The organism is Mesobacillus stamsii, assembly GCF_030814065.1.
GTDB lineage: Bacteria > Bacillota > Bacilli > Bacillales > Cytobacillaceae > Mesobacillus > Mesobacillus stamsii.
Window position 1 is genome coordinate 22373 of record NZ_JAUSUN010000004.1, and the last position, 24367, is coordinate 46739.

The 24367-nt window shown below is 44.0% G+C and carries 24 protein-coding genes and 2 riboswitches; of the genes, 21 read left to right on the forward strand and 3 right to left on the reverse strand.

Annotated features, from left to right (window positions below; translation table 11 throughout):
- The first annotated feature begins 205 nt into the window (after window positions 1-205).
- The gene (locus J2S25_RS03970) at window positions 206-1381 is read left to right on the forward strand and encodes an FtsW/RodA/SpoVE family cell cycle protein (protein WP_044394544.1); all 1176 of its coding nucleotides are present in this window, start codon (window positions 206-208) and stop codon (window positions 1379-1381) included.
- 664 nt (window positions 1382-2045) lie between these two features.
- On the opposite strand, the gene J2S25_RS03975 is transcribed toward J2S25_RS03970, so the two are convergent.
- A complete protein-coding gene (locus tag J2S25_RS03975; RefSeq protein ID WP_044391261.1) occupies window positions 2046-2381 on the reverse strand; it encodes a spore coat protein in 336 nt (111 codons plus the stop codon).
- A 24-nt stretch (window positions 2382-2405) separates the two neighbouring features.
- Window positions 2406-2690: a hypothetical protein gene (locus J2S25_RS03980; RefSeq protein ID WP_044391262.1), complete on the reverse strand. Its 285-nt coding sequence runs from the start codon at window positions 2688-2690 to the stop codon at window positions 2406-2408.
- A gap of 218 nt (window positions 2691-2908) precedes the next feature.
- On the opposite strand from J2S25_RS03980, the gene J2S25_RS03985 reads away from it, so the two are divergent.
- Entirely contained in the window at window positions 2909-3826 is a 918-nt protein-coding gene (locus J2S25_RS03985; RefSeq protein WP_044391263.1) for a proline dehydrogenase family protein, read from the forward strand.
- A 33-nt stretch (window positions 3827-3859) separates the two neighbouring features.
- On the opposite strand, the gene J2S25_RS03990 is transcribed toward J2S25_RS03985, so the two are convergent.
- Window positions 3860-3991: a YuzL family protein gene (locus tag J2S25_RS03990; protein ID WP_084221708.1), complete on the reverse strand. Its 132-nt coding sequence runs from the start codon at window positions 3989-3991 to the stop codon at window positions 3860-3862.
- A 229-nt stretch (window positions 3992-4220) separates the two neighbouring features.
- Here J2S25_RS03990 and J2S25_RS03995 point away from each other — a divergent pair, with 229 nt between their 5' ends.
- The 19 genes from J2S25_RS03995 (at window position 4221) to J2S25_RS04085 (ending at window position 24301) form a co-directional block, all read left to right on the forward strand.
- Window positions 4221-6602 (forward strand): 3-hydroxyacyl-CoA dehydrogenase/enoyl-CoA hydratase family protein, encoded by a 2382-nt coding sequence (locus J2S25_RS03995; RefSeq protein WP_044391328.1) that lies wholly within the window; start codon window positions 4221-4223, stop codon window positions 6600-6602.
- A 42-nt stretch (window positions 6603-6644) separates the two neighbouring features.
- Window positions 6645-7820, forward strand: a complete 1176-nt coding sequence (locus J2S25_RS04000) for an acetyl-CoA C-acetyltransferase (protein WP_044391265.1) — start codon at window positions 6645-6647, stop codon at window positions 7818-7820.
- Between the two features lie 57 nt (window positions 7821-7877).
- Window positions 7878-9662 carry an acyl-CoA dehydrogenase FadE gene (locus J2S25_RS04005; protein ID WP_307191257.1) on the forward strand — a complete coding sequence of 595 codons (1785 nt, stop codon included), beginning with the start codon at window positions 7878-7880 and terminating at the stop codon, window positions 9660-9662.
- A gap of 195 nt (window positions 9663-9857) precedes the next feature.
- Window positions 9858-10214, forward strand: a complete 357-nt coding sequence (locus J2S25_RS04010; RefSeq protein WP_044391267.1) for an arsenate reductase family protein — start codon at window positions 9858-9860, stop codon at window positions 10212-10214.
- A 53-nt stretch (window positions 10215-10267) separates the two neighbouring features.
- Window positions 10268-10648: a glycine cleavage system protein GcvH gene (gcvH, locus tag J2S25_RS04015; protein ID WP_044391269.1), complete on the forward strand. Its 381-nt coding sequence runs from the start codon at window positions 10268-10270 to the stop codon at window positions 10646-10648.
- Window positions 10649-10793: 145 nt separating this feature from the next.
- On the forward strand, window positions 10794-11144 hold the full coding sequence (locus J2S25_RS04020; RefSeq protein ID WP_044391271.1) for a toprim domain-containing protein: 351 nt from the start codon (window positions 10794-10796) through the stop codon (window positions 11142-11144).
- 7 nt (window positions 11145-11151) lie between these two features.
- Window positions 11152-11463, forward strand: coding sequence for a thioredoxin family protein (locus J2S25_RS04025; protein ID WP_044391273.1), 312 nt, complete (start codon window positions 11152-11154; stop codon window positions 11461-11463).
- 187 nt (window positions 11464-11650) lie between these two features.
- Window positions 11651-11754, forward strand: a riboswitch (SAM riboswitch).
- A gap of 80 nt (window positions 11755-11834) precedes the next feature.
- On the forward strand, window positions 11835-13151 hold the full coding sequence (locus J2S25_RS04030; protein WP_307191258.1) for an O-acetylhomoserine aminocarboxypropyltransferase/cysteine synthase family protein: 1317 nt from the start codon (window positions 11835-11837) through the stop codon (window positions 13149-13151).
- 113 nt (window positions 13152-13264) lie between these two features.
- A riboswitch (SAM riboswitch) is annotated at window positions 13265-13379 on the forward strand.
- Window positions 13380-13537: 158 nt separating this feature from the next.
- Window positions 13538-14563 carry a methionine ABC transporter ATP-binding protein gene (locus J2S25_RS04035; RefSeq protein ID WP_044391275.1) on the forward strand — a complete coding sequence of 342 codons (1026 nt, stop codon included), beginning with the start codon at window positions 13538-13540 and terminating at the stop codon, window positions 14561-14563.
- Entirely contained in the window at window positions 14556-15224 is a 669-nt protein-coding gene (locus J2S25_RS04040) for a methionine ABC transporter permease (RefSeq protein ID WP_044391277.1), read from the forward strand. The genes J2S25_RS04035 and J2S25_RS04040 overlap by 8 nt, the downstream gene beginning before the upstream one ends.
- Before the next feature lie 15 nt (window positions 15225-15239).
- Window positions 15240-16073 (forward strand): MetQ/NlpA family ABC transporter substrate-binding protein, encoded by an 834-nt coding sequence (locus tag J2S25_RS04045; RefSeq protein WP_044391278.1) that lies wholly within the window; start codon window positions 15240-15242, stop codon window positions 16071-16073.
- A 282-nt stretch (window positions 16074-16355) separates the two neighbouring features.
- Window positions 16356-16508, forward strand: a complete 153-nt coding sequence (locus J2S25_RS04050; protein WP_198528152.1) for a YuzK family famiily protein — start codon at window positions 16356-16358, stop codon at window positions 16506-16508.
- 518 nt (window positions 16509-17026) lie between these two features.
- On the forward strand, window positions 17027-17812 hold the full coding sequence (gene sufC, locus J2S25_RS04055) for a Fe-S cluster assembly ATPase SufC (RefSeq protein ID WP_044391281.1): 786 nt from the start codon (window positions 17027-17029) through the stop codon (window positions 17810-17812).
- Window positions 17813-17830: 18 nt separating this feature from the next.
- Window positions 17831-19138: a Fe-S cluster assembly protein SufD gene (sufD, locus tag J2S25_RS04060; protein ID WP_307191259.1), complete on the forward strand. Its 1308-nt coding sequence runs from the start codon at window positions 17831-17833 to the stop codon at window positions 19136-19138.
- Window positions 19138-20367: a cysteine desulfurase gene (locus J2S25_RS04065; RefSeq protein WP_307191260.1), complete on the forward strand. Its 1230-nt coding sequence runs from the start codon at window positions 19138-19140 to the stop codon at window positions 20365-20367. Before sufD ends, J2S25_RS04065 begins: the two co-directional genes overlap by 1 nt.
- Complete coding sequence (gene sufU, locus J2S25_RS04070; RefSeq protein ID WP_044391286.1) at window positions 20357-20803, forward strand: Fe-S cluster assembly sulfur transfer protein SufU; 447 nt, start codon at window positions 20357-20359, stop codon at window positions 20801-20803. Before J2S25_RS04065 ends, sufU begins: the two co-directional genes overlap by 11 nt.
- A 116-nt stretch (window positions 20804-20919) precedes the next feature.
- On the forward strand, window positions 20920-22317 hold the full coding sequence (sufB, locus tag J2S25_RS04075) for a Fe-S cluster assembly protein SufB (protein ID WP_044391287.1): 1398 nt from the start codon (window positions 20920-20922) through the stop codon (window positions 22315-22317).
- A gap of 232 nt (window positions 22318-22549) precedes the next feature.
- A complete protein-coding gene (locus tag J2S25_RS04080; protein ID WP_044391289.1) occupies window positions 22550-23932 on the forward strand; it encodes a bifunctional metallophosphatase/5'-nucleotidase in 1383 nt (460 codons plus the stop codon).
- Window positions 23933-23998: 66 nt separating this feature from the next.
- Window positions 23999-24301 carry a YunC family protein gene (locus J2S25_RS04085; RefSeq protein WP_044391291.1) on the forward strand — a complete coding sequence of 101 codons (303 nt, stop codon included), beginning with the start codon at window positions 23999-24001 and terminating at the stop codon, window positions 24299-24301.
- Window positions 24302-24367: the final 66 nt, after the last annotated feature.

Consider the following 24367-nt stretch of genomic DNA (forward strand, 5'->3'; position numbering starts at 1 on the left):
CAAAGACTTTGTCCATACAAAGCTATGAAACATGTTCCGGTCGTATGCAAATAATTTTAGGGAACCGCTTTTAGACGGTTTTGGATAGGTAATAATGACCATTTCAAAGTCATAAGTTGTGATTTATTGTCGAAAAAAATATAATAAAGTATTGAACAGTTCGTTATCGGAAAAAACGGTTCTTCCATTTAAAAGGGGAATATTCATGACATCGAATCAAAAAACGAATTCTCGGCTCGACTATGGGCTGGTTACGATCCTAATCCTATTATTTCTTGCAAGCTGCATCGCCATTTACAGCGCTCAGACGACGGGTCAGTATGGCTCGGAAAACTTCCTGTTCAAACAGATTATTTGGTATATCATCGGTGCTGGCATTATCACCATTGTTATCAAGCTTGATTCAGATCAGCTGCAAAAACTAAGCTGGTATGCATATGGGTTTGGCCTTGTGCTGCTTGTAGGACTCCTCATTGCTCCAACAGACATTGCCCCAGTTATTAACGGAGCGAAGAGCTGGTATAAGGTGCCGGCAATGGGGACACTGCAGCCATCAGAGTTGGTGAAGGTATTCCTCATCCTGGCACTTGCGAGAGCCATTGTTGACCACAACCAGAAATACCGTTTGAAGACGATTCAGACCGATTTTTGGTTATTGCTGAAAATTGGATTGGTGACATTGATGCCGCTGGTGCTCGTTATGCAGCAACCAGACCTTGGAACTTCGCTCGTATATATTGCGATCATGGTCGGGATGATTTTTATTTCCGGGATTACTTGGAAGCTACTTGTGCCAATTTTTGGGGCAGGGCTAACATTCATATCGATTATCTTTTATTTTGTCATCTGGAAACCTAACATTCTTGAGAAATACCTCGGTGTCAAAGAGTATCAATTTGGCCGTATCTATTCTTGGCTAGACCCGTATAATTACCAGAGTTCCACCGGATTCCAGCTTACGAGATCCCTGCTGGCAATCGGCTCTGGAGAAACAGTCGGGAAAGGGTATGGAACAAGGGAAGTCTACCTTCCAGAAAGCCATACGGATTTCATTTTCAGCATCATTGGGGAAGAATTCGGGTTTGTTGGTGCAAGCGTGCTGATCAGCTTGTTTTTCCTGTTGATTTACCAGATCACAAAAATCGGAATGGAAACAAAAAACGAATTCTACATTTATATTTGTGTCGGGGTCATCAGTATGATCACCTTCCACGTTTTCCAAAATATTGGGATGACAATCGGCCTGCTGCCCATCACTGGAATACCGCTGCCATTCATCAGCTATGGTGGAAGCTCGCTGATGGGGAATATGCTCGCCGTCAGCTTAATCTTTTCGATACGATACCATTACAAAAAATATATGTTTTCAACTTCTGCATAAAAGAGCATACAAAAGAACCTCGAGCGTGGAGCCCAATAATTCTAAACGAATTATTTTTGTGGATAGACCAGTAGGCGAAAAACGTCTCGAGGAGTTAGCGGCAAACCGCTTGCCTAAGCGTTGAGCTATGTGCTAATGCTGGACAAGACTAGAAATAGAAGAGGAAATGCCTTACAGAGAACTTTTACAGTAAGAGGAAGTTTTAAGAAAGCTGACTGGGAAAATTCGCTTATAAAGTTGCAATATCGGTTATTTCTTAGGATCATGGCTAGGTTTCAATATAATTCTACCGCTTGTTCTTGCTTGAATGATTTTATTGGCGGTTTTCACAATTTTATTGGCGATTTTCAGATTTTATTGGCGAACTGGAAATTCCGGGCTCTTTTTTCCACCACATAAGGGTATCTTTCCGCCTGAAAGGTGCCCTTATGGAGGTAAAAATGCTCGCATAAGGGTATCTTTCCACCTGAAAGATGCCCTTATAGAGGTAAAAATGCTCGCATAAGGGTATCTTTCGGCATTTGGATACAGTTTAGATACTAGTTCCAGTTTTTTTCTTTTGTATAAAGAATAGTGTCTTCCGTTCCAATCAATAGTCCCGATTATCATCCAAACCCAAAAAAAGACCGGGCGAAGTTTGCCCGGTTTTTCTCAACAATTACAATTATTGCAGCTGCTGCCCGCTATATGGGAATTGATTAGTATATCCCTGGAACTGCTGGTGGGATTGCTGCAACTTTTGAGCTTCGGCTGCTTCTACTCCATACCAGCCTTTTTTAAACATCAGATTATACAGGCTCCGCTGTGCGTTAGATGTTTCCGTGTAAATTGCGAGAATATCCTGATAAAGTTGGTCGTGGCTCAATTCTTTAAGAGCGGTATCATAGCCCTGAGTCATGTACTTTTCCGTTGTTAACATATCATTGATGAAATCGCGGTCATTCATCTGCGGTGTCTTCTGAACTTTTGTTTCCGGATTTTGGATTTTCTGTTCGTTCATGCGTTTTTTCCTCCTGTCTCCATTTTACTGCCTTCCAGGCACTTGAGGATTCATCTGGTTTTGCGGGCTGTTCAGGTGCGTAAGGATTTTCTCGTAATGCTTTTGGTGCATTCGCCCGCAATTTTCGATTTCCATTTTCAGCTCCTGATCCTGGCATTGCTGTGCAAAAAAATGTGCTTTTTTCATGGCTAGTAAATTCCAAGACAGCATATCTGTTAAGTAGAGAGAATCCTTTGTCGATACAACGGATGGCGGCGTTTGCAGGATTCCTTGCTGCTGGCTTTGAAAATTCATGTTTTGCTGCTGCATAGTAGAACCTCCTGTTTTCTAATCATTCCTACGAATAGTAGCGTTCCCGAGGCGAAAAAAAATATGCAATACAGGATTTGTCAAAAAGAACATTCTCCTACAAAAGTCATATTCAAAATGATAAAAAAATGATAAAATGATTTTGCAAAATCGATAGAGATAGAGCAATTTTTTTACCACGTGTTGTAATCGTTTTCATTTAGGGGAGGAAAAAAACTATGGAACAATTAATGAGGAATTTCTTTCTTTTTTTATCAAAAAATAAATTTTTCACGAAGATGGCAAAACAATATGGCCTGCGGCTAGGGGCAAAACGCTTTGTTTCAGGAGAGACAATCGATCAGGCTGTGACAGTCATCAAAGAGCTAAATGCAAAGAAGCTTGCGGCGACTGTCGATTATCTCGGTGAATTTGTGGACAGTGAACAAGAAGCCAACGAGAGAGCGGAAAGTTCAATCGCTACGATCAACGCAATTGGCCGGGAAAAACTAAATGCTCAGATGAGTGTCAAAATGACTTCTCTCGGTTTTGATATCTCTGAGGCAGTTCTCATGAACAATATGCGCCGAATCATGGATGCTGCCCAAAAAAACAATGTGTTTGTCACCATCGATATGGAAGACTACGAACGCTGCCAGAGGACGCTGGAGATTTTCAAGCAGCTGAAAACAGAATACGATAATATCGGAACCGTCATTCAGGCTTATCTATACCGGACGGAAAAAGATATCGAAGATTTGAATCCATACTCTCCAAATCTCCGTCTGGTGAAGGGAGCTTACAAAGAGTCACCGGAAGTAGCGTTCCCTGATAAAAAGGATGTCGATGAGAACTTTAAGAAAATCATTAAGATGCATCTGCTGAATGGAAATTATACAGCAGTTGCCTCACATGATGACAATATCATCAACTTCACAAAGGAATTCGCCAAGGCAAACAATATTCCGAAAAGCCAATTTGAATTTCAGATGCTGTTTGGAATCATGCCGGAAAGACAGCTCCAGCTTGCAGAAGAGGGCTATACGATGCGTGTGTATGTGCCTTTTGGAACGGACTGGTATGGCTATTTTATGCGCCGCCTCGCAGAACGCCCGGCAAACGTAGCCTTTGTTTTAAAAGGAATGCTCAAAAAGTAACCTTCAGGCTGACATGTGTCAGCCTGTTTTTCTTTATTTTTTGTATTGACTATTCTGGCTGTTTTGCTTTCTTTCGCCGCCCTGACTCATGGATGGTCCAGCGTTTCCTTTTACACTGGCAGCGCTGACTCCCGCTTTTGATGGATTCTTTTTCAATCTTGCCATGATGATCTCCCCCTGGTTAAAGAATTATTTATAGGGTACCCAAATCTTTCAAAATAACCAGGAGCACGAAAGTTTCAAAAAATTTTATTTTTTCCGCACCTTATTATTGCGCAAATTTTTTAAATATTTTATAGTAGTAAGTAACAGAACACATTTACATGCATATTTTTTTTGATGCAAAAATGAATGAGTATTCATTCAAAAAGAGTCAAAGGGGGAGACAAATGTGATGCGACAAATTCAAAAGGCAGCGGTGCTTGGTTCAGGTGTCATGGGATCAGGAATTGCCGCACATCTGGCAAATATCGGCATTCCGACATTGCTGCTGGATATTGTACCTCGGGAATTAACAGAACAGGAAAAAGCAAAAGGCCTGACACTTGATGATAAGCAGGTGCGCAACCGAATCAGTGCAGGCGCGCTGCAGAAGTTATTGAAGCAAAAACCGGCACCTCTGACCTCCAAAAAGAACCTTGCACTGATCGAAGCTGGCAACTTCGAAGACGATATGGAAAAACTCAAGGATGTTGACTGGGTGATTGAAGTTGTCGTTGAAAACCTTGAAATTAAAAAGAAAGTTTTTACAGATGTAGATCAATACCGCAAGCAGGGAAGCATCATCAGCTCCAACACCTCGGGAATTTCCGTCGAGGCAATGGCAGAGGGACGTTCTGAGGATTTCAGGAAGCATTTCCTGGGCACACATTTCTTCAACCCGCCGCGCTACCTGAAGCTGCTTGAAGTAATCCCAACGAAAGATACAGACCCGGAAGTCCTTGCGTTTATGAAGCAATTCGGGGAAGACAGACTTGGTAAAGGCGTTGTTGAAGCGAAGGATACCCCAAACTTTATTGCTAATAGAATTGGCACTTATGGATTGCTGGTAACAGTTAGAGAAATGGGAAAAGGCGGCTACAGTGTTGGTGAAGTTGACTCTGTTACTGGTCCAATGATTGGACGCCCTAAAAGTGCAACCTTCCGTACATTAGATGTGGTTGGACTCGATACATTCGCACATGTTGCAAAAAACGTTTATGACCAGGTGGAAGGGGAAGAAAAGGAAGTTTTCGAAGTTCCTGAATTTATGAAGAAGATGCTCGAGAACGGCTGGCTTGGCAGCAAATCAGGGCAGGGCTTTTTCTTAAAGCAGGGCAAGGAAATCCTTGAACTTGACCCACAGACATTGGAATATGGGCCGCGCAAGAAATTAAAAACAGCGTCTACTGAAACGGCCAAACAAGAAAAAGGGCTTGCCAATAAAATGAAAGCGCTTGTTTATGCAAAAGACAGAGCTGGCGAGCTTTTATGGAATATTTTCAGCCCAGTACTGATCTACTCTGCAGACTTATTGGGCACGATTGCTGACGATATTGTTGCGGTAGACCGTGCAATGAAATGGGGCTTTGGCTGGGAAATGGGGCCTTTTGAAGCATGGGATGCACTTGGCGTGGAAAAAGCAATCAGCAAGATGGAAGCAGAAGGCAAGGCCGTCCCTGCATGGGTAAAAGAAATGGTCGAAAAAGGCTTCCCTTCTTTCTACAAAGAAGAAGATGGCAAGCTGAACTATTACCATAATGGGGAGTATGTAGCTGTAGAAGAGAATGCAAAGGTCATCAACCTTAAACTTTTAAAGAAACAAAGAGGTGTCATTAAAAAGAATGGCGGAGCCAGCCTGATCGACCTTGGAGACGGGATCGCACTGCTCGAGTTCCACTCACACAGCAACGCAATCGGACCTGACATCCTCCAGATGATCCATTTCGCGATTGACGAAGTAGAAAAAAACTACAAAGGTCTGGTGATCGGCAATCAGGGCAAGAACTTCTCCGTTGGTGCGAACCTGGCGATGATTTTGATGGAAGCGCAGGATGATAACATTTGGGATCTTGAAATGGTCGTTCGCCAATTTCAGCAGACGACGATGAGAATCAAATATAGCTCCAAACCAATTGTTGTTGCTCCATTTGGAATGACACTTGGCGGCGGTGCTGAAATGTGCTTGCCGGCAGCCCATATCCAGGCATCAATGGAAACGTATATGGGACTTGTTGAAGCTGGCGTAGGTCTCATCCCAGGCGGAGGCGGAAATAAGGAATTATACATCAAGCACCTTCAAGGCCTGCCAAATGGTGTTGATTTTGACCTGCAGAAGGTAGCCAATAAAGTATTCGAAACAATTGCGCTGGCGAAAGTGTCTACTTCAGGAGAGGAAGCTCGTGAAAATAACTTCCTGAATGAAGCGGATGGCATCAGTGTCAACAGGGATCATCTGCTATATGATGCAAAACAAGCTGCCTTGAATTTATACGAAAGAGGGTATCGAGCACCGGTTAGAAAGAAAGTGCCAGTAACAGGCGAGCCGGGGTATGCAACCTTATTGCTAGGTGCTCAAACGATGCACCTGTCAGGTTATATTTCTGAGTATGACCTGAAAATCGCCAAGAAACTTGCTTATGTTATTTCCGGTGGCAAAGTGCCATATGGAACAGAGGTAGATGAGCAATATTTGCTTGATCTGGAAAGAGAAGCGTTTCTGAGCCTTGTAGCTGAACCAAAATCACAGCAGCGCATGCAGCATATGCTCGTAAAAGGAAAACCATTGCGCAATTAATAGATGGTCAGTTTTACCATCCGAGGAAAGAGAGGGAATGAGATGAGAGAAGCGGTAATTGTAGCCGGAGCCCGAACACCGGTTGGAAAAGCAAAAAAGGGAACGCTTGCTAATGTCCGGCCCGATGATCTAGGAGCTCTTGTAGTAAGAGAAACCCTAAAAAGAGCGGGCAATTATGAAGGAAATATTGATGATTTAATCATCGGCTGTGCAATGCCAGAAGCAGAGCAGGGTTTGAATATGGCACGAAATATTGGTGCACTTGCTGGTCTGTCCTATGAGGTCCCGGCGATTACCATCAACCGTTATTGTTCTTCTGGACTTCAGGCAATTGCAAATGCATCCGAGCGCATCATGCTTGGCCATGCAGACACGATCATTGCCGGCGGTGCGGAATCAATGAGCATGGTACCGATGATGGGCCATGTCGTTCGCCCGAATTCGAAATTGGCTGAAACAGCCCCACAGTACTATATGGGAATGGGCCATACTGCCGAGGAAGTAGCCAAGAAGTACGGAATTTCTCGTGAAGAGCAGGATGCTTTTGCGGTACGAAGCCATCAGCGCGCGGCAAAGGCTATTCAAGAAGGAAAATTCGAAGAAGAAATCGTTCCGGTTGAGGTAACCCATCGTACAGTTGGGAAAGACAATAAGCTTGTCGAAAAAACCTTTCAATTCAAACAGGATGAAGGCGTGCGTCCGGATACGAACATGGAAACGCTCGCAAAATTGCGCCCGGCCTTTCATATTAACGGTACAGTAACTGCAGGAAACTCTTCACAGACTAGTGACGGAGCAGCGGCTGTCATGGTGATGGATCGTGAAAAGGCGGAATCACTTGGATTAAAGCCACTCGCTAAATTCCGTTCGTTCGCGCTTGGCGGGGTACCACCTGAAATCATGGGCATCGGCCCTATCGTAGCCATTCCAAAAGCATTGAAGCTTGCTGGACTGCAGGTCTCTGACATTGGTGTATTCGAACTGAACGAAGCATTCGCTTCCCAGTCGATCCAGGTTATCCGTGAGCTAAGCCTCGATGAAGAGAAAGTCAATGTTAACGGCGGAGCAATCGCTCTCGGCCACCCGCTCGGAACGACAGGTGCGAAGCTTACTTTAACCGTAATCCATGAAATGAAACGCAGAAAGGAGCAATTCGGCGTCGTGACGATGTGTATCGGCGGCGGCATGGGGGCAGCTGGAGTATTTGAGCTATTGTAAACGAAATAATCCGGAGGGGTTCCATTCCCTCTAAAAAATAGATAGGAGGAATTAGCAATGAGCAATCAAACAGAAAACCTTGTAAAAGGCGGAAGCTTCTTAATCGAAGAGGTGTCATATGATCATGTTTTCACTCCAGAGGATTTCACAGATGAGCATAAAATGATTGCAAAAACAACGGAGGATTTCGTCACTAATGAAGTATTGCCTCAAGTGGAATACATTGAGCAGCACGAATTCGACCGCACGGTAAAATTATTAAAAGAAGCGGGAGAACTGGGCCTTTTAGGAGCAGACGTTCCTGAAGAGTATGGCGGCCTGAGCCTTGATAAAATCAGCTCCGCTTTGATTGCTGAGAAAATGGCTGTAGCAGGAGGATTCTCCATTTCTCATGGGGCACATGTTGGAATTGGTTCACTGCCAATCGTGCTTTTCGGAAAGGAAGAGCAGAAGCAAAAATACCTGCCAGAACTTGCGACCGGTGAGAAGTTGGCAGCATACGCCCTTACTGAGCCGGGATCAGGATCGGACGCTTTAGGGGCAAAGACTACGGCAAAGCTAAATGCTGAAGGAACTCATTATGTGCTGAATGGCGAAAAGCAATGGATCACAAATGCTGGTTTTGCAGATGTCTTCATTGTCTATGCAAAAATCGACGGCGAGCAATTCACCGCCTTCATTGTGGAAAGAGAATACCCTGGAGTGTCAGTAGGTGCTGAAGAAAAGAAAATGGGTATTAAAAGTTCCTCTACACGCACCTTGATTTTAGAGGATGCACAAGTACCTGTAGAAAATGTCCTTGGAGAACCAGGAAAAGGCCACCTGATAGCCTTCAATATCCTAAACATTGGACGGTATAAGTTAGGAGTCGGCGCAACTGGCGGTGCGAAGCATGCATTCGGGCTAACGGTAAAATACGCAAACCAGCGCCAGCAGTTCAAGACACCGATCTCCCAATTCAATTTGACAAAAGAAAAGCTTGCGACAATGGCTTCGAAAATCTATGCAACCGAAAGCTCTGTCTATCGTACAGTAGGCTTGTTCGAAGAAAGAATGAACCAGTTGTCTGAAGAAGAAATCAACAATGGGAAAGCGGTTGCTGACTCCATCGCAGAGTACGCAATTGAATGCTCAATGAACAAAGTCTTCGCAACAGAAACGCTTGACTATGTTGTAGATGAAGGCGTTCAGATTCACGGTGGATACGGCTTCATGCAAGAGTATGAAATCGAAAGAGCTTATCGTGATTCAAGGATTAACCGCATTTTTGAAGGTACAAATGAAATCAACCGCCTGCTGGTACCGGGAACATTCCTGCGCAAGGCAATGAAGGGCGAGCTTCCACTATTGCAAAAAGCCCAACAGCTTCAGGATGAGCTGATGATGCTAATGCCTGAAGAGCCAGGAGAGGAGCCATTGGCACAGGAGAAATACCTGGTGAAAAATGCGAAGAAAATTGGCTTGTTGGCAACTGGATTGGCTGCACAAAAGTTTGGCAAAGCGTTGGAGAAAGAACAGGAGATTCTCGTCAATATTGCGGATATCATTTCGAATGCTTATTCGATGGAATCTGCAGTGCTTCGTACAGAAAAGGCCATCGCTAAGGATGGAGTGGAGAAGAGCAAACAAAAGCTTCTTTATACGCAAATTTTCTGTCAGGAAGCATTTAATGAAATTGAGCAGGATGCAAAGGAAACGCTTGTCGCAACAGAAGAAGGCGACACCCTTCGTATGCTGACTTCAGCATTGCGCAAGTTCACAAGACACACTCCAATCAATGTCATCGCAAAGAAGCGAGAAGCAGCAGAAAAGCTGATCACTGTCGAACGCTTTGTCGTATAACATTCGTACTTCCAACACTCCTCTCGATCTCGAGAGGAGTGTTTTGTTCAAATAGCAGGATTTTTGCAAACTTTGTTGAATTTATGAAAAGGATGTTAAATTCATGCGCTGAAAGATAGTATTGCACCTAGATTATATGTTACTATCCGTTTATAGGGTTTTCTTTATGGGATACTAGCAAGGGGTGGGGAAGTCTTGGGAAAAACATTTTATTGGTACCCTAAATGTAGTACATGCAGGAATGCGAAGAAATGGCTGGACCAGCATGAAGTGGCCTATAACGAAGTACATATAGTTGAAAATCCGCCACCTCAGTCGCAGCTGGAAGAAATGCTTGCAAAAAGCGGTCTCGAGATCAAGAAATTTTTTAACAGTAGCGGCCAAAAATACCGCGAGCTCGGGATGAAAGACAAACTCAAGACAGCATCCAAAAACGAACTGCTGGCGCTGCTGGCATCTGACGGTATGCTCATCAAACGCCCGCTCATGACAGATGGGGAAAAAGTGACCGTTGGTTTCAAAGAGGATGAGTATGAACAAGCGTGGCTGTAATTTTGGTCCCATCGATATTAATCGATAGAGATATACAATTGGAGGGATAGTCAATGAGTACACCAAAAGATTTACGTTATTCTGCAGAACACGAGTGGGTAAAAGTTGAAGGAGAAAAGGCTCGCGTGGGCATTACCGATTTCGCTCAATCCGAGCTAGGGGACATCGTCTTCGTCGAACTTCCAGAAGTCGGCGACGAGATCACTGTTGACCAGCCATTTGGAAGCGTGGAATCAGTGAAAACCGTATCAGAGTTATATGCACCGGTAAGCGGCAAAGTGATTGAAATCAACGAAGAATTGAATGACAGCCCTGAGTTCGTTAACGAATCTCCATATGAAAAGGCATGGATGATTACAGTGGAACTGACAGACAGCAATGAAGTAGACAAGCTGATGACACCAGAACAATACGAAGAAATGATCAAAGAATAATGTATTGCCGACGCCTTGAGCATTCAAGGCGTTTTTTTTCAAAAAATAAGGATCTGCTGCTTAGACCAAATCTTTGCAATCTCAAGTGGAAACAGTAACAATAGTTGTAAAGTAATTATTTTCTGGTGCATAGGTGGTTATGGCGATGGACAAAAATCTTAAGGTGATCATAGTAGAAGGTTCGTCAGATAAAAAGAAAGTACAGACCGTACTGAAAGAACCAGTGGAAATTATTTGCACGAATGGCACAATCGGTGTTTCAAAGCTTGATGAACTGATAGATTCGCTGGTTGATAAGGATGTTTATATCCTTGTAGATGCTGATGCTTCAGGTGAAAAGCTAAGGAAGCAATTCAAAAGAGAGTTTCCTGAGGCAAACCATTTATACATTGACAGGATGTACCGGGAAGTGGCGACTGCACCAGAAAAACATCTTGCAACTGTTTTAATTGGAGCAAATATTGATGTGCATGCAGAGTACTTAGAAAAAGGATGACTCAAAAATGGAAGATTGGAACAAAACGGAAATCGAAACTTTTCTTGCAGAAAAGCACACAGGGTACCTATACTTTTACACCCCAATATGCGGTACTTGTCAGTTGGCAAGCAAAATGCTGACGGTGATCGAACAGCTGCTACCTGAACTCCGATCCGGAAAAGCAGATTTGAACTTCCTTCCTGAAATGGCTGAACGATTTGAAATAGAAAGTGTACCATGTTTGATTTTAATAAAAAACGGAGAGGTACAGGAGAAAATCTATGCCTTTCAATCCGTTCCTTATTTATTTGAAAAATTAACAGAATTGCAAGGCTGATGGCAAGGGACAAAATCCGGCATTCCAATTATGAAAACCGCCAAATGACCGTGGTTCTTTGGAGATATTTCTCGGGAAATGAAGAATTTTGCCGAATTAGCAAATTCATTCTGAAAAATGAAAATAGATTGACCTACATTTTCGATCGTGGTATCATCACTTTAACGCAATGAAAACAAACTGAATATTCTTATCCAGAGAGGCGGAGGGACTGGCCCGAAGAAGCCCGGCAACCGGTTGGTAAAACACGGTGCTAATTCCTGCAGAGTAAATACTCTGAAAAGATAAGGAGAGTTGATAAATGGCCCTCTTCTTAAGAAGAGGGCTTTTTGTATCACCTTTCCGAAAATTTTATGATTGGAGAGATGAAGATGGCAAATGAGCAAAAAAATTACAGAATCGAAACGATTGGTGTACACGGAGGACAGTCTCCAGATCCGGTAACGGGAGCTAGAGCTGTGCCGATTTATGCTAGTAATGCATTCCAGTTTGAAAACACAGATCATGCAGCTGATTTATTCGCACTCAAGGAGCCAGGCTATATTTATTCGCGAATTCATAACCCTACCGTCACGGCACTGGAGGAAAAGGTCGCCTTGTTGGAGGGGGGAGTTGGAGCCCTTGCCTTGTCAAGTGGTATGTCTGCAATTACGTTGGCGATTTTAAATATCGCCCATGCAGGGGATGAAATTGTCGCTGCTTCTAACCTGTACGGAGGGACTTACAATCTATTTGCCGTAACATTGCCGAAATATGGAATTACCGTTCACTTTGTGGATTCCGATGATCCTGAAAATTTCAGGAAGGCCATTACCCCAAAAACAAAGGCGGTCTACGCAGAAACAATTGGAAATCCAAGTCTTAGGGTATTGGATATAGAAGCTGTCGCGGAGATTGCGCATGAAGCTGGTGTTCCGCTGATCATCGATAATACTTTTGCGACGCCCTATTTATGCCGGCCGATTGAATATGGAGCAGACATTGTCATTCACTCAGCTACCAAGTGGCTTTTAGGCAATGGTACAGTTATGGGCGGAATCATTGTCGACGGTGGGAAATTCGATTGGAAATCCCCTAAGTTTCCTGGTTTCAATGAACCCGACTCTAGCTACCATGATATTGTTTATAGTGAAGCCATAGGAGCCGCCGCATATATTGTGAAAGCAAGGGTCCAGCTGCTTCGTGATCTTGGTCCGGCCATCAGCCCGCAGAGTGCCTTCCAATTGAATCTTGGAATCGAAACATTGCATGTCCGGATGAAAGAGCATGTTGCGAATACGCGGAAGATAGTAGACTATCTTGAGTCACATCCAGCCGTTACTTGGGTCACCTACCCTGGCCATGACTCTCACCCTGATAAGCATCTGGCAGATCGATACCTTCCAAAAGGTGCTGGGTCAGTGGTGATATTTGGAATAGAAGGTGGCCGAGAAGCAGGTGCGAAACTGATCAACGCCTTGACATTATGGTCCCATGTTGCCAATGTCGGCGACGCGAAGAGCTTGGTTATCCATCCTGCAAGCACTACCCATCAGCAGCTCGATTCAGACGGACTCAAAGCTGCGGGTGTTCCGGAAGATTTAATTCGTCTTTCTGTTGGCATTGAAAATAGTGATGATATTATCGCTGACCTCGAGCAGGCTATTGAAAAGGCAACGGGAGTACTTGGGATACCTGCAAGAGTATAATATCAAAGGACCATGAGAAAAAGAATTTTGAAATAATTTTATTGACACCCATTTTTGTTCCGTGCTACAATCACATTCGTAACTAAAATAGCTAGTAAAAATTTAATAGCATACTCTTATCAAGAGAGGTGGAGGGAAGTGCCCGTTGAAGCCCGGCAACCATCAGTAAGCTTGCTTATCTGAAATGGTGCCAATTCACTCAAAGCTGATTGCTTTGGCAGATGAGAGAAAGGATACCGCCTACGACTATGCCTTTCTGCTTATTTGCAGAAAGGCTTTTTACATGAATTTTTTGGTTGCTGAATGGGAAAATAGATTGATAACCTTCCTATTATACTAGGGTATTTTTCAGGTGGATAGAACGGTTGCGAAAGAGGGGGAGTCAATTGATTACGATAAAAAAAGCTAGAAAGATTTATCCTTCAAAAAAAGGCGAAGTCAAGGCGGTAGATGATGTTAATCTTGAAGTAAAAGAAGGCGAAATCTTCGGGGTCATTGGATATAGCGGCGCAGGAAAAAGTACCCTAATTCGTATGTTAAATGGGCTTGAAATTCCAACATCAGGATCTGTCATTGTTGCAGGCAGGGAAGTTTCCAAGATTAAGGGTGCAGAATTAAGAAAAGCAAGACAGGAAATCAGCATGATATTCCAGCATTTCAATCTCCTTTGGTCGAGGACGGTTGCAGATAATATTGCATTCCCTCTCGAAATTGCAGGAGTGCCGAAAGCTGAAAGGGACAAAAGGGTAAAAGAATTGATCTCGCTTGTCGGTCTTGATGGCCGGGGAGATGCTTATCCTTCGCAGTTAAGTGGCGGGCAAAAGCAGAGGGTCGGGATCGCCAGGGCGTTGGCGAATAATCCAAAGGTTCTTCTAGGGGACGAAGCGACTTCCGCACTTGACCCACAGACAACCGACCAAATTCTGGATCTTCTTGTCGATATCAATAAGCGGCTGGGGCTTACCATCGTCCTGATCACCCATGAAATGCATGTCATCCGCAAAATTTGTCACCGAGTAGCAGTCATGGAGGGCGGCAGAATCGTTGAGACAGGACATGTCTTGGATGTGTTTAAGAATCCGCAGCAGCCAATTACGAAAAGGTTTGTCCAACAAGTAACGGAACCAGAGGAAACAAAGGAAACGGTAGACCATTTACTCGACCGGTATCCGCATGGACGGGTGATCCAGCTGACATTCGTAGGCGAAGGGGTCGAGCAGCCGCTAATTACCAATTTGATCCGTAAATTCGAGATAACGGTTACGATTGTACAAGGAAAAATTTCCCAGACACAAAACGGGTCATATGGAATTTTGTTCATCCATCTTGATGGAGAAGAAGAAGAATTGGACAATGCAATTACATTTATCGGCCAGCATGAAGTCGGAGTGGAGGTGATTTCAAATGGCTGAAACTTTGTTTCCAAATGTTAACTGGGACCGCATGTGGGGAGCGACAGTTGATACACTATACATGAGTGCCATTTCTGTGGTCGCTACCTTCCTAATAGGAGCCATCCTCGGACTGCTGCTCTTTTTAACTGCTACAGATAATATATGGGGAAACAAACTGATTCATGTGGTGCTGAGCGCTGTGGTGAATATTTTTCGATCGATTCCATTTATTATTTTGATCGTCCTGCTCATTCCTTTTACGAAAATCATCGTCGGATCAATGATTGGCAAAAATGCTGCATTGCCAGCGTTAATTATCGGATCCGCGCCATTTTATGCTAGGATGGTTGAAATTGGTTTGCGTGAGATTGATAAGGGAGTTATTGAAGCTGCAAGATCCATGGGAGCTAAAACGACAACGATCATCTGGAAGGTTCTTCTTCCAGAATCAATGCCGGCCTTGGTTTCAGGCATTACAGTGACAGCGATCGCGCTTGTAAGTTACACGGCGATGGCAGGAGTCATCGGTGCGGGCGGTCTTGGAAATCTCGCCTATTTGGAAGGATTTCAGCGAGGTCGCAGCGATGTCACACTGATGGCAACCATCATCATCTTAATCATCGTATTTTTAATCCAGATTATCGGTGATTCCATCACAAGGAAATTAGATAAAAGATAAAAGGAGAGAAAGAAAATGAAAAAATGGTTAGTAGCATTTTTAGTATTGATTTTGACAACAGGCCTTGCAGCATGTGGTTCATCTGCAGGAAAAACAGACAGCGGCAAGGAGGACAGCAAGAAAATTGTCGTTGGGGCGTCCAACGTACCTCATGCAGAAATCTTGGAAAAAGCGAAACCGCTTCTTGAAAAACAAGGATATCAAATGGAAATTAAGACATTCAATGACTATGTTGTTCCAAACCAGGCATTGGATTCAGGAGAACTGGATGCCAACTATTTCCAACATATCCCGTACCTGGAGTCACAAATGGCTGACAATGGCTATAAGTTTGAAATTGCAGGGGGAATCCACATCGAGCCCATCGGAGTATATTCTAAGGACTACAAAAGTCTTGAGGAACTGCCAAAAGGTGCGCTAATCATTATGAGCAGTTCAGTGGCCGACCATGGCAGAATTTTGACAATGCTGGAAAAAGAGGGTCTGATTACACTTAATGATGGCGTGGAAAAAGTAAAAGCAACCATTGACGACATTAAAGACAACCCTAAGGAATTGAAGTTTGGTACTGAATATGAACCAGCATTGCTTCCGCAAATTTTCAACAATGGGGAAGGCGATGCTGTTCTGATCAACTCAAACTTTGCGATTGACGCTGGATTGAACCCATTGAAGGATTCGATTGCGATTGAGGAAAGCGATTCTCCATATGTGAACGTAGTTGCCGTCCGTGAAGGCGATGCAGACAAGCCAGCAATCAAAGCGCTTGTGGAAGTTCTTCACTCAAAGGAAATCCAAGACTTCATCCTTGAAAAATATGAAGGCGCAGTCGTACCCGTCAAAGAATAATACCGGAAGAGAGCAGGCGAAAAACCTGCTCTCTTTTTTGACCGCTTCTTAACAGGAAAGGCTCTATTGGAGAGGATTTTGGCAGTATTGTAAGAATGGCAGAGATGAACTCCCCAGAGGCCTTCTTATTCCATTCCATCCAAATATTAACGGTTTTAATCGCTTTGATAGTGGTAAATAAAAGGTGTTACGATTGGAATGTCAAAAAAACGCTTCTTAAAAAGCGAAAAACCGAAGGGATGATTCACTATTAGTCAGCTAAAACTGAACTACACAAGTGAAATGGAAAAGGCAATGCATGGAGCACATGGGATTAGTTACGAAGTTTACAGCATGGACCATGACGCAAGAATGGAAGTCGAAAGAAAACGCGAGCAGGATTATATCAAAAGTCAACGGATGGTCGCCGATCTGGACAGAAGAGTCCACTCCTAAACAACGAAATAGTAAATGGAAACCAGTGTATAGTGCACTGGTTTCTTTGTTTTTGTTGTGAATATGGAAAAACCCGGTTATTTTGACAGGTTTGGGTCGATGGAGTGAAAAGTTGTCAAGAAAGCAACGGTTTCTTGACAACTTATTGGAACTAATAAAAAAAGCTGTCAAAATTATTCGAATGAGGATAACTGCCCAGATGCTTTCGAGTACATTTTTTTACAAGAGAAGGCAAAAATAATACAAGCTTGTGAAGCTTTGTCTGATAAAATATAGGTAGACTGTTGCAGCGCCGTTTTGCTCAAATAAACGAAGTGGAAAAAGGCCGGCTTGTGCTCCTTATTCGCAGCATTAATGAAAAATTCCTACTTTTCAAGTTTTGTCGTATTTCTTTTCACTGCTTAAGTGTTGCTATCACTTTTCATTTGTTATAAGATTGTAATGAGAATAAATTGAGAATAGAAATTTTGACGGCAAGAGCCGGCTTAAATCTTTTCTATATTGATGGAGGTAATAGTATGGCAGGATCTGTATTATCAATTAAGGACCTTGAGGTTGAGATTGAAGGCAAGCAGATATTAAATGGGATAAACCTGGAAGTAAAGGGTGGAGAGATTCACGCGATCATGGGACCAAATGGTACTGGCAAATCTACTTTGTCGTCCTCTATCATGGGTCATCCTAAATATAAAGTAACAAAAGGTACAGTTATGCTAGATGGCAAGGATGTTCTTGAAATGGAAGTAGATGAGCGAGCGCGTGCTGGTTTATTCCTTGCGATGCAGTATCCAAGCGAAATCAGCGGTGTTACAAATGCTGACTTCCTTCGTTCGGCGTTGAACAGCCGCCTTGGCGAAGGAAACGAAATTTCGCTAATGAAATTCATTCGCAAGATGGATAAGCAAATGGAATTCCTTGAAATGGATCTTGATATGGCACAGCGTTATCTTAACGAAGGTTTTTCCGGCGGTGAGAAAAAACGCAATGAAATCCTTCAATTAATGATGCTTGAACCAAAGATTGCAATCCTTGATGAAATCGACTCAGGTCTTGATATCGACGCTTTGAAAGTTGTTTCTAAAGGGATCAATGAAATGCGCAATGAAGATTTCGGATGCTTGATTATCACTCACTATCAGCGCCTGCTTGATTACATCACTCCTGACTATGTTCATGTCATGATGCAGGGACGCATTGTTAAATCCGGCGGACCGGAGCTGGCGCAGCGCCTAGAAGCAGAAGGATATGACTGGATTAAGAAAGAACTGGGCATCGAGGACGAAACAGTTGGGCAAGAAGCTTAAGCGGCGGGGGGATTTATAATGACTACGGAAACAAAATGGGCTTTTGACCAGGAGTACATTACTTCCTTCTCAAAAGAAATGAATGAGCCGGCTTGGCTGACAGAACTTCGGGTACAATCACTAGCAATAGCAGAAGACCTTTCCTTGCCAAGACCGGAAAAAACGAAAATAGATAAATGGAACTTCACTCAGTTTGAAAAACTTCTTGTGAAAAGCGATATTTTTTCAGCTGTCGATGATCTTCCAGAAGAGGTAAAATCACTTGTGGACATGGAAGCAAAGGACAGCAGCCTGTATGTCCAGCGCAACAACAAGCCTGCATACCTCCAGCTTTCAAAAGAAATGCAGGAGCAGGGTGTGATTTTTACCGATATTTTCACAGCGGCACGCGAATACAGCGACCTGCTGAAGAAATACTTCATGACAGCTGTCAAATCTGACGAGCATCGCTTGACTGCTCTTCACACTGCATTCATGAACGGCGGGGCATTCCTTTATGTTCCGAAAAACGTACAGCTGAACAGCCCAATCCAGGCAATCTTCCTGCATGATGATGCAGAAGCGAACCTTTTCAACCACGTGCTGGTTGTAGCTGAAGATAATAGTTCTTTGACTTATGTCGAAAACTATTTTTCTACAACAGGAAAAGTGAATGGATTGGTCAACATCGTAACAGAAGCATTTGCTGGCCAAAACGCGAAAATTCAGTACGGTGCAGTGGATACATTAGCAGAAGGCCTGACTACCTATGTGAACCGCCGCGGTATTGCCGGAAGAGATGCAAGGATCGAATGGGCTCTTGGCTTGATGAATGACGGCAACACTATTTCTGATAATCTTACCAATCTGATTGGCGACGGTTCCTACTGTGATATGAAAACAGTTGCTATCGGACGGGGCGAACAGACGCAGAACTTCACGACAAGCATCATCCATTTTGGCAAAAACTCGAATGGCTTTATCCTTAAGCATGGCGTTGTGAAGGATAGCGCTACCTCTATTTTTAACGGAATCGGAAAAATCGAGCACGGCGCTTCTAAGTCAAATGCGGAGCAAGAATCACGTGTGCTCATGCTCAGTGAAAAAGCGCGCGGAGATGCGAACCCGATTCTTTTGATTGATGAAGATGATGTAACAGCAGGTCACGCTGCTTCGGTAGGACGCGTTGATCCATTACAGCTTTACTACTTGATGAGCCGAGGTATTTCGAAGCATGAGGCTGAACGCCTTGTCATCCATGGATTCCTTGCACCGGTTGTTAATGAACTTCCAATTGAGGGAGTAAAAAAGCAGTTGGTTGAGGTAATCGAAAGGAAAGTTAAATAATGAACGCTCGCGAAATTCGTGAATTATTTCCGATTTTAAATCAGGAAGTCAATGGCAATCCGCTCGTCTATCTAGACAGTGCGGCAACATCACAAAAGCCAGTGCAGGTTATCGAATCGCTGGACAAATATTATCGTGAATACAACGCTAACGTACACCGTGGAGTTCATACTCTTGGAACAAGAGCGACCGATGGGTATGAAGGAGCAAGGGAAAAAGTTCGCAAGTTCATAAACGCAAAATCAATGGAAGAAATTATTTTTACCAGAGGAACTACTACTGCCATCAACACGGTAGCTGCAAGCTATGGCCGTGCACATCTCAAAGAGGGCGATGAAATTGTTATCTCCTACATGGAGCATCACAGCAATATTATCCCCTGGCAGCAGGTGGCGAAACAGACGGGCGCAACATTGAAATATATTGACTTGCAGGAAGATGGCACGATTTCACTGGATACTGTCAGAGAAACGGTGACAGAGAATACAAAAATTGTTTCGATCATGCACGTATCCAATGTCTTAGGTGTCATAAACCCGATCAAACAGATTGCCGAAATTGCCCACGAAAATGGAGCAATAATGGTTGTCGATGGGGCTCAAAGCGCTCCGCATATGAAAATCGATGTCCAGGAGCTTAATTGTGATTTCCTTGCTTTTTCAGGTCATAAGATGTGCGGGCCGACAGGTATCGGCGTACTATATGGCAAGAAGGCACTTCTTGAAAAAATGGAGCCGGTCGAGTTTGGCGGTGAAATGATTGATTTCGTAGGTCTCTACGAGTCAACCTGGAAAGAGCTTCCATGGAAATTCGAAGGCGGAACACCGATTATCGCAGGTGCAATTGGTCTTGGTGCCGCAATCGACTTCCTGAACGAGATTGGACTCGATAATATCGAAAAGCACGAGCACGCTCTAGCGGCTTATGCGATCGATAAAATGTCTGAAATCGATGGCATGACCATCTATGGCCCGAAGGATGCAGGCATGCGTGCAGGCTTGGTAACATTCAATCTTGATGACGTCCATCCACATGATGTGGCAACAGTACTTGATGCGGAAGGAATCGCTGTTCGGGCGGGCCATCATTGTGCCCAGCCACTGATGAAATGGCTGAAGGCATCCGCGACAGCACGAGCAAGCTTCTACCTGTACAACACAGAAGAAGATATTGACAAACTTGTAGCCGGACTTGTTAAAACAAAGGAGTATTTCAGCGATGTCTTTTAATAATTTAGATAACCTTTATCGGCAAGTTATTATGGATCACTATAAGAACCCACGCAATAAAGGTGTTTTGGAAGAAGGCAGCCTGACAGTTAATATGAACAACCCGACATGCGGCGACCGCATCCAGTTGACGATGAAAGTCGAAGAAGGCAAGATCGCGGACGCAAAATTCGAAGGGGAAGGCTGCTCGATTTCCATGTCCTCGGCTTCGATGATGACGCAGGCAGTAAAAGGAAGATCCATCGAGGAAGCTTTAAAGCTTTCGACGGTTTTTTCTGACATCATGCAGGGTAAAGAATATGAAGAGGAGGATCTTGACCTCGGGGATATTGAAGCACTGCAAGGGGTGGCGAAATTCCCAGCCAGGATCAAATGTGCTACTCTTGCATGGAAGGCAATGGAGCAAGGTCTGAAGGAAGAGGAAGACACCCAATAAGAAATCATCTATTCGATGGTTTTTACAGAAAGCCTGCAGGAGATTGGCTTGCGGGGTCGGACTATTACAAAGCAGGAAACTTAGTTTCCTTGCTTTAAGAATGGAGGAATTGGACGATGGCTAAAAAAATGCCAGAGATCGGTGATTATAAATACGGGTTTTCCGATAAAGACGTTTCCATCTTCCGGTCAAAACGCGGCCTGACGCGTGAAATCGTGGAAGAAATTTCAAAAATGAAGGAAGAACCCCAGTGGATGCTAGATTTCCGATTAAAATCACTGGAGCATTTCTACAACATGCCAATGCCTCAATGGGGCGGAGACATGGCTTCCTTGAACTTTGATGAAATCACCTATTATGTCAAACCATCAGAGCGCTCTGAAACATCGTGGGATGAAGTTCCAGAGGAAATCAAGGCGACTTTCGATAAGCTTGGAATTCCTGAAGCGGAGCAAAAATACCTTGCGGGTGTTTCTGCGCAATACGAATCAGAGGTTGTATACCATAACATGAAGAAAGAGCTGGAAGATCTGGGGATTGTTTTTAAAGACACAGATTCAGCATTGAAGGAAAACGAAGATATTTTCCGTGAGCATTTCGGAAAAATCATCCCACCAACAGACAATAAGTTTTCAGCGTTAAACTCAGCAGTCTGGTCTGGCGGATCTTTCATTTATGTTCCAAAGGGAATCAAAGTGGATACACCACTTCAAGCGTACTTCCGCATCAACTCTGAAAACATGGGGCAATTCGAACGTACATTGATCATCGTGGATGAAGGCGCGCACGTACATTATGTAGAAGGATGTACGGCTCCAGTTTACACAACAAACTCCCTTCACAGTGCGGTTGTAGAAATCATCATCAAAAAAGACGCATATTGCCGCTACACGACGATCCAGAACTGGGCGAACAACGTCTTCAATCTTGTTACAAAGCGTGCGGTCTGTGATGCGAACGCAACGATGGAATGGATCGATGGCAACATCGGTTCCAAGCTGACAATGAAATACCCAGCAGTCATCCTTAGGGGAGAAGGCGCTCGCGGCTTGACATTATCTATCGCCATTGCCGGCAAAGGCCAGCACCAGGATGCCGGCGCAAAAATGATTCACCTTGCGCCAAACACATCATCAACGATCGTATCAAAATCCATTTCAAAGCAGGGCGGAAAAGTAACATACCGCGGTAGGGTCCACTTCGGACGCAAAGCGGACGGCGCGCGCTCTAATATTGAATGCGATACGCTGATCATGGATAACAAGTCTACATCAGACACCATTCCATACAACGAAATCCTAAACGACAACATTTCTCTTGAGCACGAAGCAAAAGTTTCCAAAGTATCAGAAGAACAATTGTTCTACCTGATGAGCCGCGGAATCTCCGAAGAAGAAGCAACAGAAATGATCGTCATGGGCTTCATCGAGCCATTCACAAAAGAATTGCCAATGGAATACGCAGTCGAAATGAACCGCCTGATCAAGTTCGAGATGGAAGGGTCGATTGGGTAATAGATAATCACGGTAATCCACCTGCTCAGCAGGTGGATTTTTTTACCGTAAAAGCATATATTCAAATGGAATAAGGGCAATACCGATCTCTGAAAATGAGGTTGGAGCATGTCTTAGTTCTTATTTTGCGCTTCAGTATGCTATTATGAAGATAAAATGGAGGTGCACAGCTGATGATTGTTGGCTTAACGGGCTGGGGAGACCATGAAAGTTTATATGAGGGCAAGATTAAATGGAAGAAATAATCCATATATACCATACGAATGATTTGCATAGCCATTTGGAGCACTGGCCGAGGATTCATAAGCTTGTAACTGAGCGACGGCGCTGGCATGTGGAAGAAGGCGACGAGGTTTTTGTGTTTGATATTGGCGATCATATGGACCGCTGGCACCCTTTATCAGATGCCACTCGGGGGAAGGCAAATTGCCGACTGCTGAATGAAGCAGGCTATGACGCCGGAACCATTGGGAACAATGAGGGGATTACTCTCCCATTCGAGGATTTGGATTCGATGTATCAGGAAAAAGAATTTGAGATGCTGGTCGCAAATTTGTACAAACAGGATGGCAGCCGTCCAGCTTGGGCAAAACCATATCAAGTTTACATAAGCAAGAAAGGTACAAGGATTGGAGTGATTGGTGTCACGGTCCATTTCGGGCGATTCTATGAGCAGCTCGGATGGAAGCTGACCGATCCGATGGAGGAAGTCAAGAACTGCGTTGAGGAGATTAAGGGAGAAAGTGATATCATCATTCTATTATCCCATCTAGGGATTCATGATGATGAAAGAATTGCCTCTCTGTTCCCGGAAATCGACATCATTCTTGGCGGACACACCCATCATATTTTGCATCAAGGCAAGGAGGTAGGCTCCAGTTTGCTTGCGGGAGCCGGCAGATTTGGTTATTTTGCCGGTCATGTAACTGTCAAACTGGACGTTGATACGAAGCAGATTTTGGAGAAAACAGCTGTTTTGTATGAAATGATGGAAGAAGGCTTGAGTGATCGCGAAAAAGAAAAGGCTGCAGCCTTTTACAAGGAAGGGAAGGAATTGATGAGTGAACAGGTGACAATCCTCCCTGTTGAGTTAGCAGCAGACCCTATGCAGCATAACGAACTGGCAAGTCTGCTCGTTCAAGCTTTAAAGGAGTGGTGCAATGCGGACTGCGCGTTCATGAATGCTGGCATGATTCTCAAGGGGCTGAAGCAGGGGGAAGTTACCAGGTTCGACCTTCTTGAAATCTGTCCGCACCCGATCAATCCTTGTACGATCACCATGTCAGGTGCGGAATTGAAAGAAATCCTCCTTCAGACGAGAGATGAAACATGGCCGCATATGCAGATAAAAGGATTTGGGTTTCGCGGCACTGTGATGGGGGTGATGGAATACGCTGGGATTGAATTTCGTCAAAAAGGCAATGTCCCGCAAGTGTTCATCAACGGGGAGCTAATTGCTGCGAAAAAGCAATACTTGCTAGCGATTCCCGATATGTTTACATTCGGCCGGTTTTTTCCGGAAATCCAGCGTGCTGAGGAAAAGCAATATTGGCTACCCGAGTTCCTCCGCCATCTGCTAGAGTGGAAGCTAACAAATAGGAAGATTACTATTTGAGAAACGTCACGCTTTTCCTGCCACCCTCATAGAGTGTTATTGGGATGGAAGGGAGGAGTTTTGGTCATGATCGATTTGTCACCCATTGAAATCGAAGGCAAAACATTTTTATCCATATCTGTAAAATTGCCGAAAACAAACCTGTTAGTCGTAACCGGCGACAAAGGCTATATAATGTGCGGAGCTCTTGATGTCGCGCTTCTCAATGAAAAGCTCAAGAGCAGGAAAATCATTGCAGGCAGGGCTGTTGGCGTTAAGACGATTGAAGAATTGCTTGAAGCACCACTCGAGTCTGTAACAAACGAGGCGGAGAATCTCGGCGCTGCAAAAGGAATGATCGGCAAGAAAGCATTGCTGCTAATGAACTAACCCGCTTCTGCGGTTATAGCACGGAAAAAAGACAGCCTTATTAGTTGTCTTTTTTTATTGGCAAGA

Excerpts from the sequence above, each read along its gene's own strand:
- J2S25_RS03970 (WP_044394544.1), top strand. The coding sequence starts at position 206 with ATGACATCGAATCAAAAAACGAATTCTCGGCTCGACTATGGGCTGGTT.
- J2S25_RS03975 (WP_044391261.1), bottom strand. The coding sequence starts at position 2,381 with ATGAACGAACAGAAAATCCAAAATCCGGAAACAAAAGTTCAGAAGACA.
- J2S25_RS03980 (WP_044391262.1), bottom strand. The coding sequence starts at position 2,690 with ATGCAGCAGCAAAACATGAATTTTCAAAGCCAGCAGCAAGGAATCCTG.
- J2S25_RS03985 (WP_044391263.1), top strand. The coding sequence starts at position 2,909 with ATGGAACAATTAATGAGGAATTTCTTTCTTTTTTTATCAAAAAATAAA.
- J2S25_RS03990 (WP_084221708.1), bottom strand. The coding sequence starts at position 3,991 with ATGGCAAGATTGAAAAAGAATCCATCAAAAGCGGGAGTCAGCGCTGCC.
- J2S25_RS03995 (WP_044391328.1), top strand. The coding sequence starts at position 4,221 with ATGCGACAAATTCAAAAGGCAGCGGTGCTTGGTTCAGGTGTCATGGGA.
- J2S25_RS04000 (WP_044391265.1), top strand. The coding sequence starts at position 6,645 with ATGAGAGAAGCGGTAATTGTAGCCGGAGCCCGAACACCGGTTGGAAAA.
- J2S25_RS04005 (WP_307191257.1), top strand. The coding sequence starts at position 7,878 with ATGAGCAATCAAACAGAAAACCTTGTAAAAGGCGGAAGCTTCTTAATC.
- gcvH (WP_044391269.1), top strand. The coding sequence starts at position 10,268 with ATGAGTACACCAAAAGATTTACGTTATTCTGCAGAACACGAGTGGGTA.
- J2S25_RS04020 (WP_044391271.1), top strand. The coding sequence starts at position 10,794 with ATGGACAAAAATCTTAAGGTGATCATAGTAGAAGGTTCGTCAGATAAA.
- J2S25_RS04025 (WP_044391273.1), top strand. The coding sequence starts at position 11,152 with ATGGAAGATTGGAACAAAACGGAAATCGAAACTTTTCTTGCAGAAAAG.
- J2S25_RS04030 (WP_307191258.1), top strand. The coding sequence starts at position 11,835 with ATGGCAAATGAGCAAAAAAATTACAGAATCGAAACGATTGGTGTACAC.
- J2S25_RS04040 (WP_044391277.1), top strand. The coding sequence starts at position 14,556 with ATGGCTGAAACTTTGTTTCCAAATGTTAACTGGGACCGCATGTGGGGA.
- J2S25_RS04045 (WP_044391278.1), top strand. The coding sequence starts at position 15,240 with ATGAAAAAATGGTTAGTAGCATTTTTAGTATTGATTTTGACAACAGGC.
- J2S25_RS04050 (WP_198528152.1), top strand. The coding sequence starts at position 16,356 with ATGGAAAAGGCAATGCATGGAGCACATGGGATTAGTTACGAAGTTTAC.
- sufC (WP_044391281.1), top strand. The coding sequence starts at position 17,027 with ATGGCAGGATCTGTATTATCAATTAAGGACCTTGAGGTTGAGATTGAA.
- sufD (WP_307191259.1), top strand. The coding sequence starts at position 17,831 with ATGACTACGGAAACAAAATGGGCTTTTGACCAGGAGTACATTACTTCC.
- J2S25_RS04065 (WP_307191260.1), top strand. The coding sequence starts at position 19,138 with ATGAACGCTCGCGAAATTCGTGAATTATTTCCGATTTTAAATCAGGAA.
- sufU (WP_044391286.1), top strand. The coding sequence starts at position 20,357 with ATGTCTTTTAATAATTTAGATAACCTTTATCGGCAAGTTATTATGGAT.
- sufB (WP_044391287.1), top strand. The coding sequence starts at position 20,920 with ATGGCTAAAAAAATGCCAGAGATCGGTGATTATAAATACGGGTTTTCC.
- J2S25_RS04080 (WP_044391289.1), top strand. The coding sequence starts at position 22,550 with ATGGAAGAAATAATCCATATATACCATACGAATGATTTGCATAGCCAT.
- J2S25_RS04085 (WP_044391291.1), top strand. The coding sequence starts at position 23,999 with ATGATCGATTTGTCACCCATTGAAATCGAAGGCAAAACATTTTTATCC.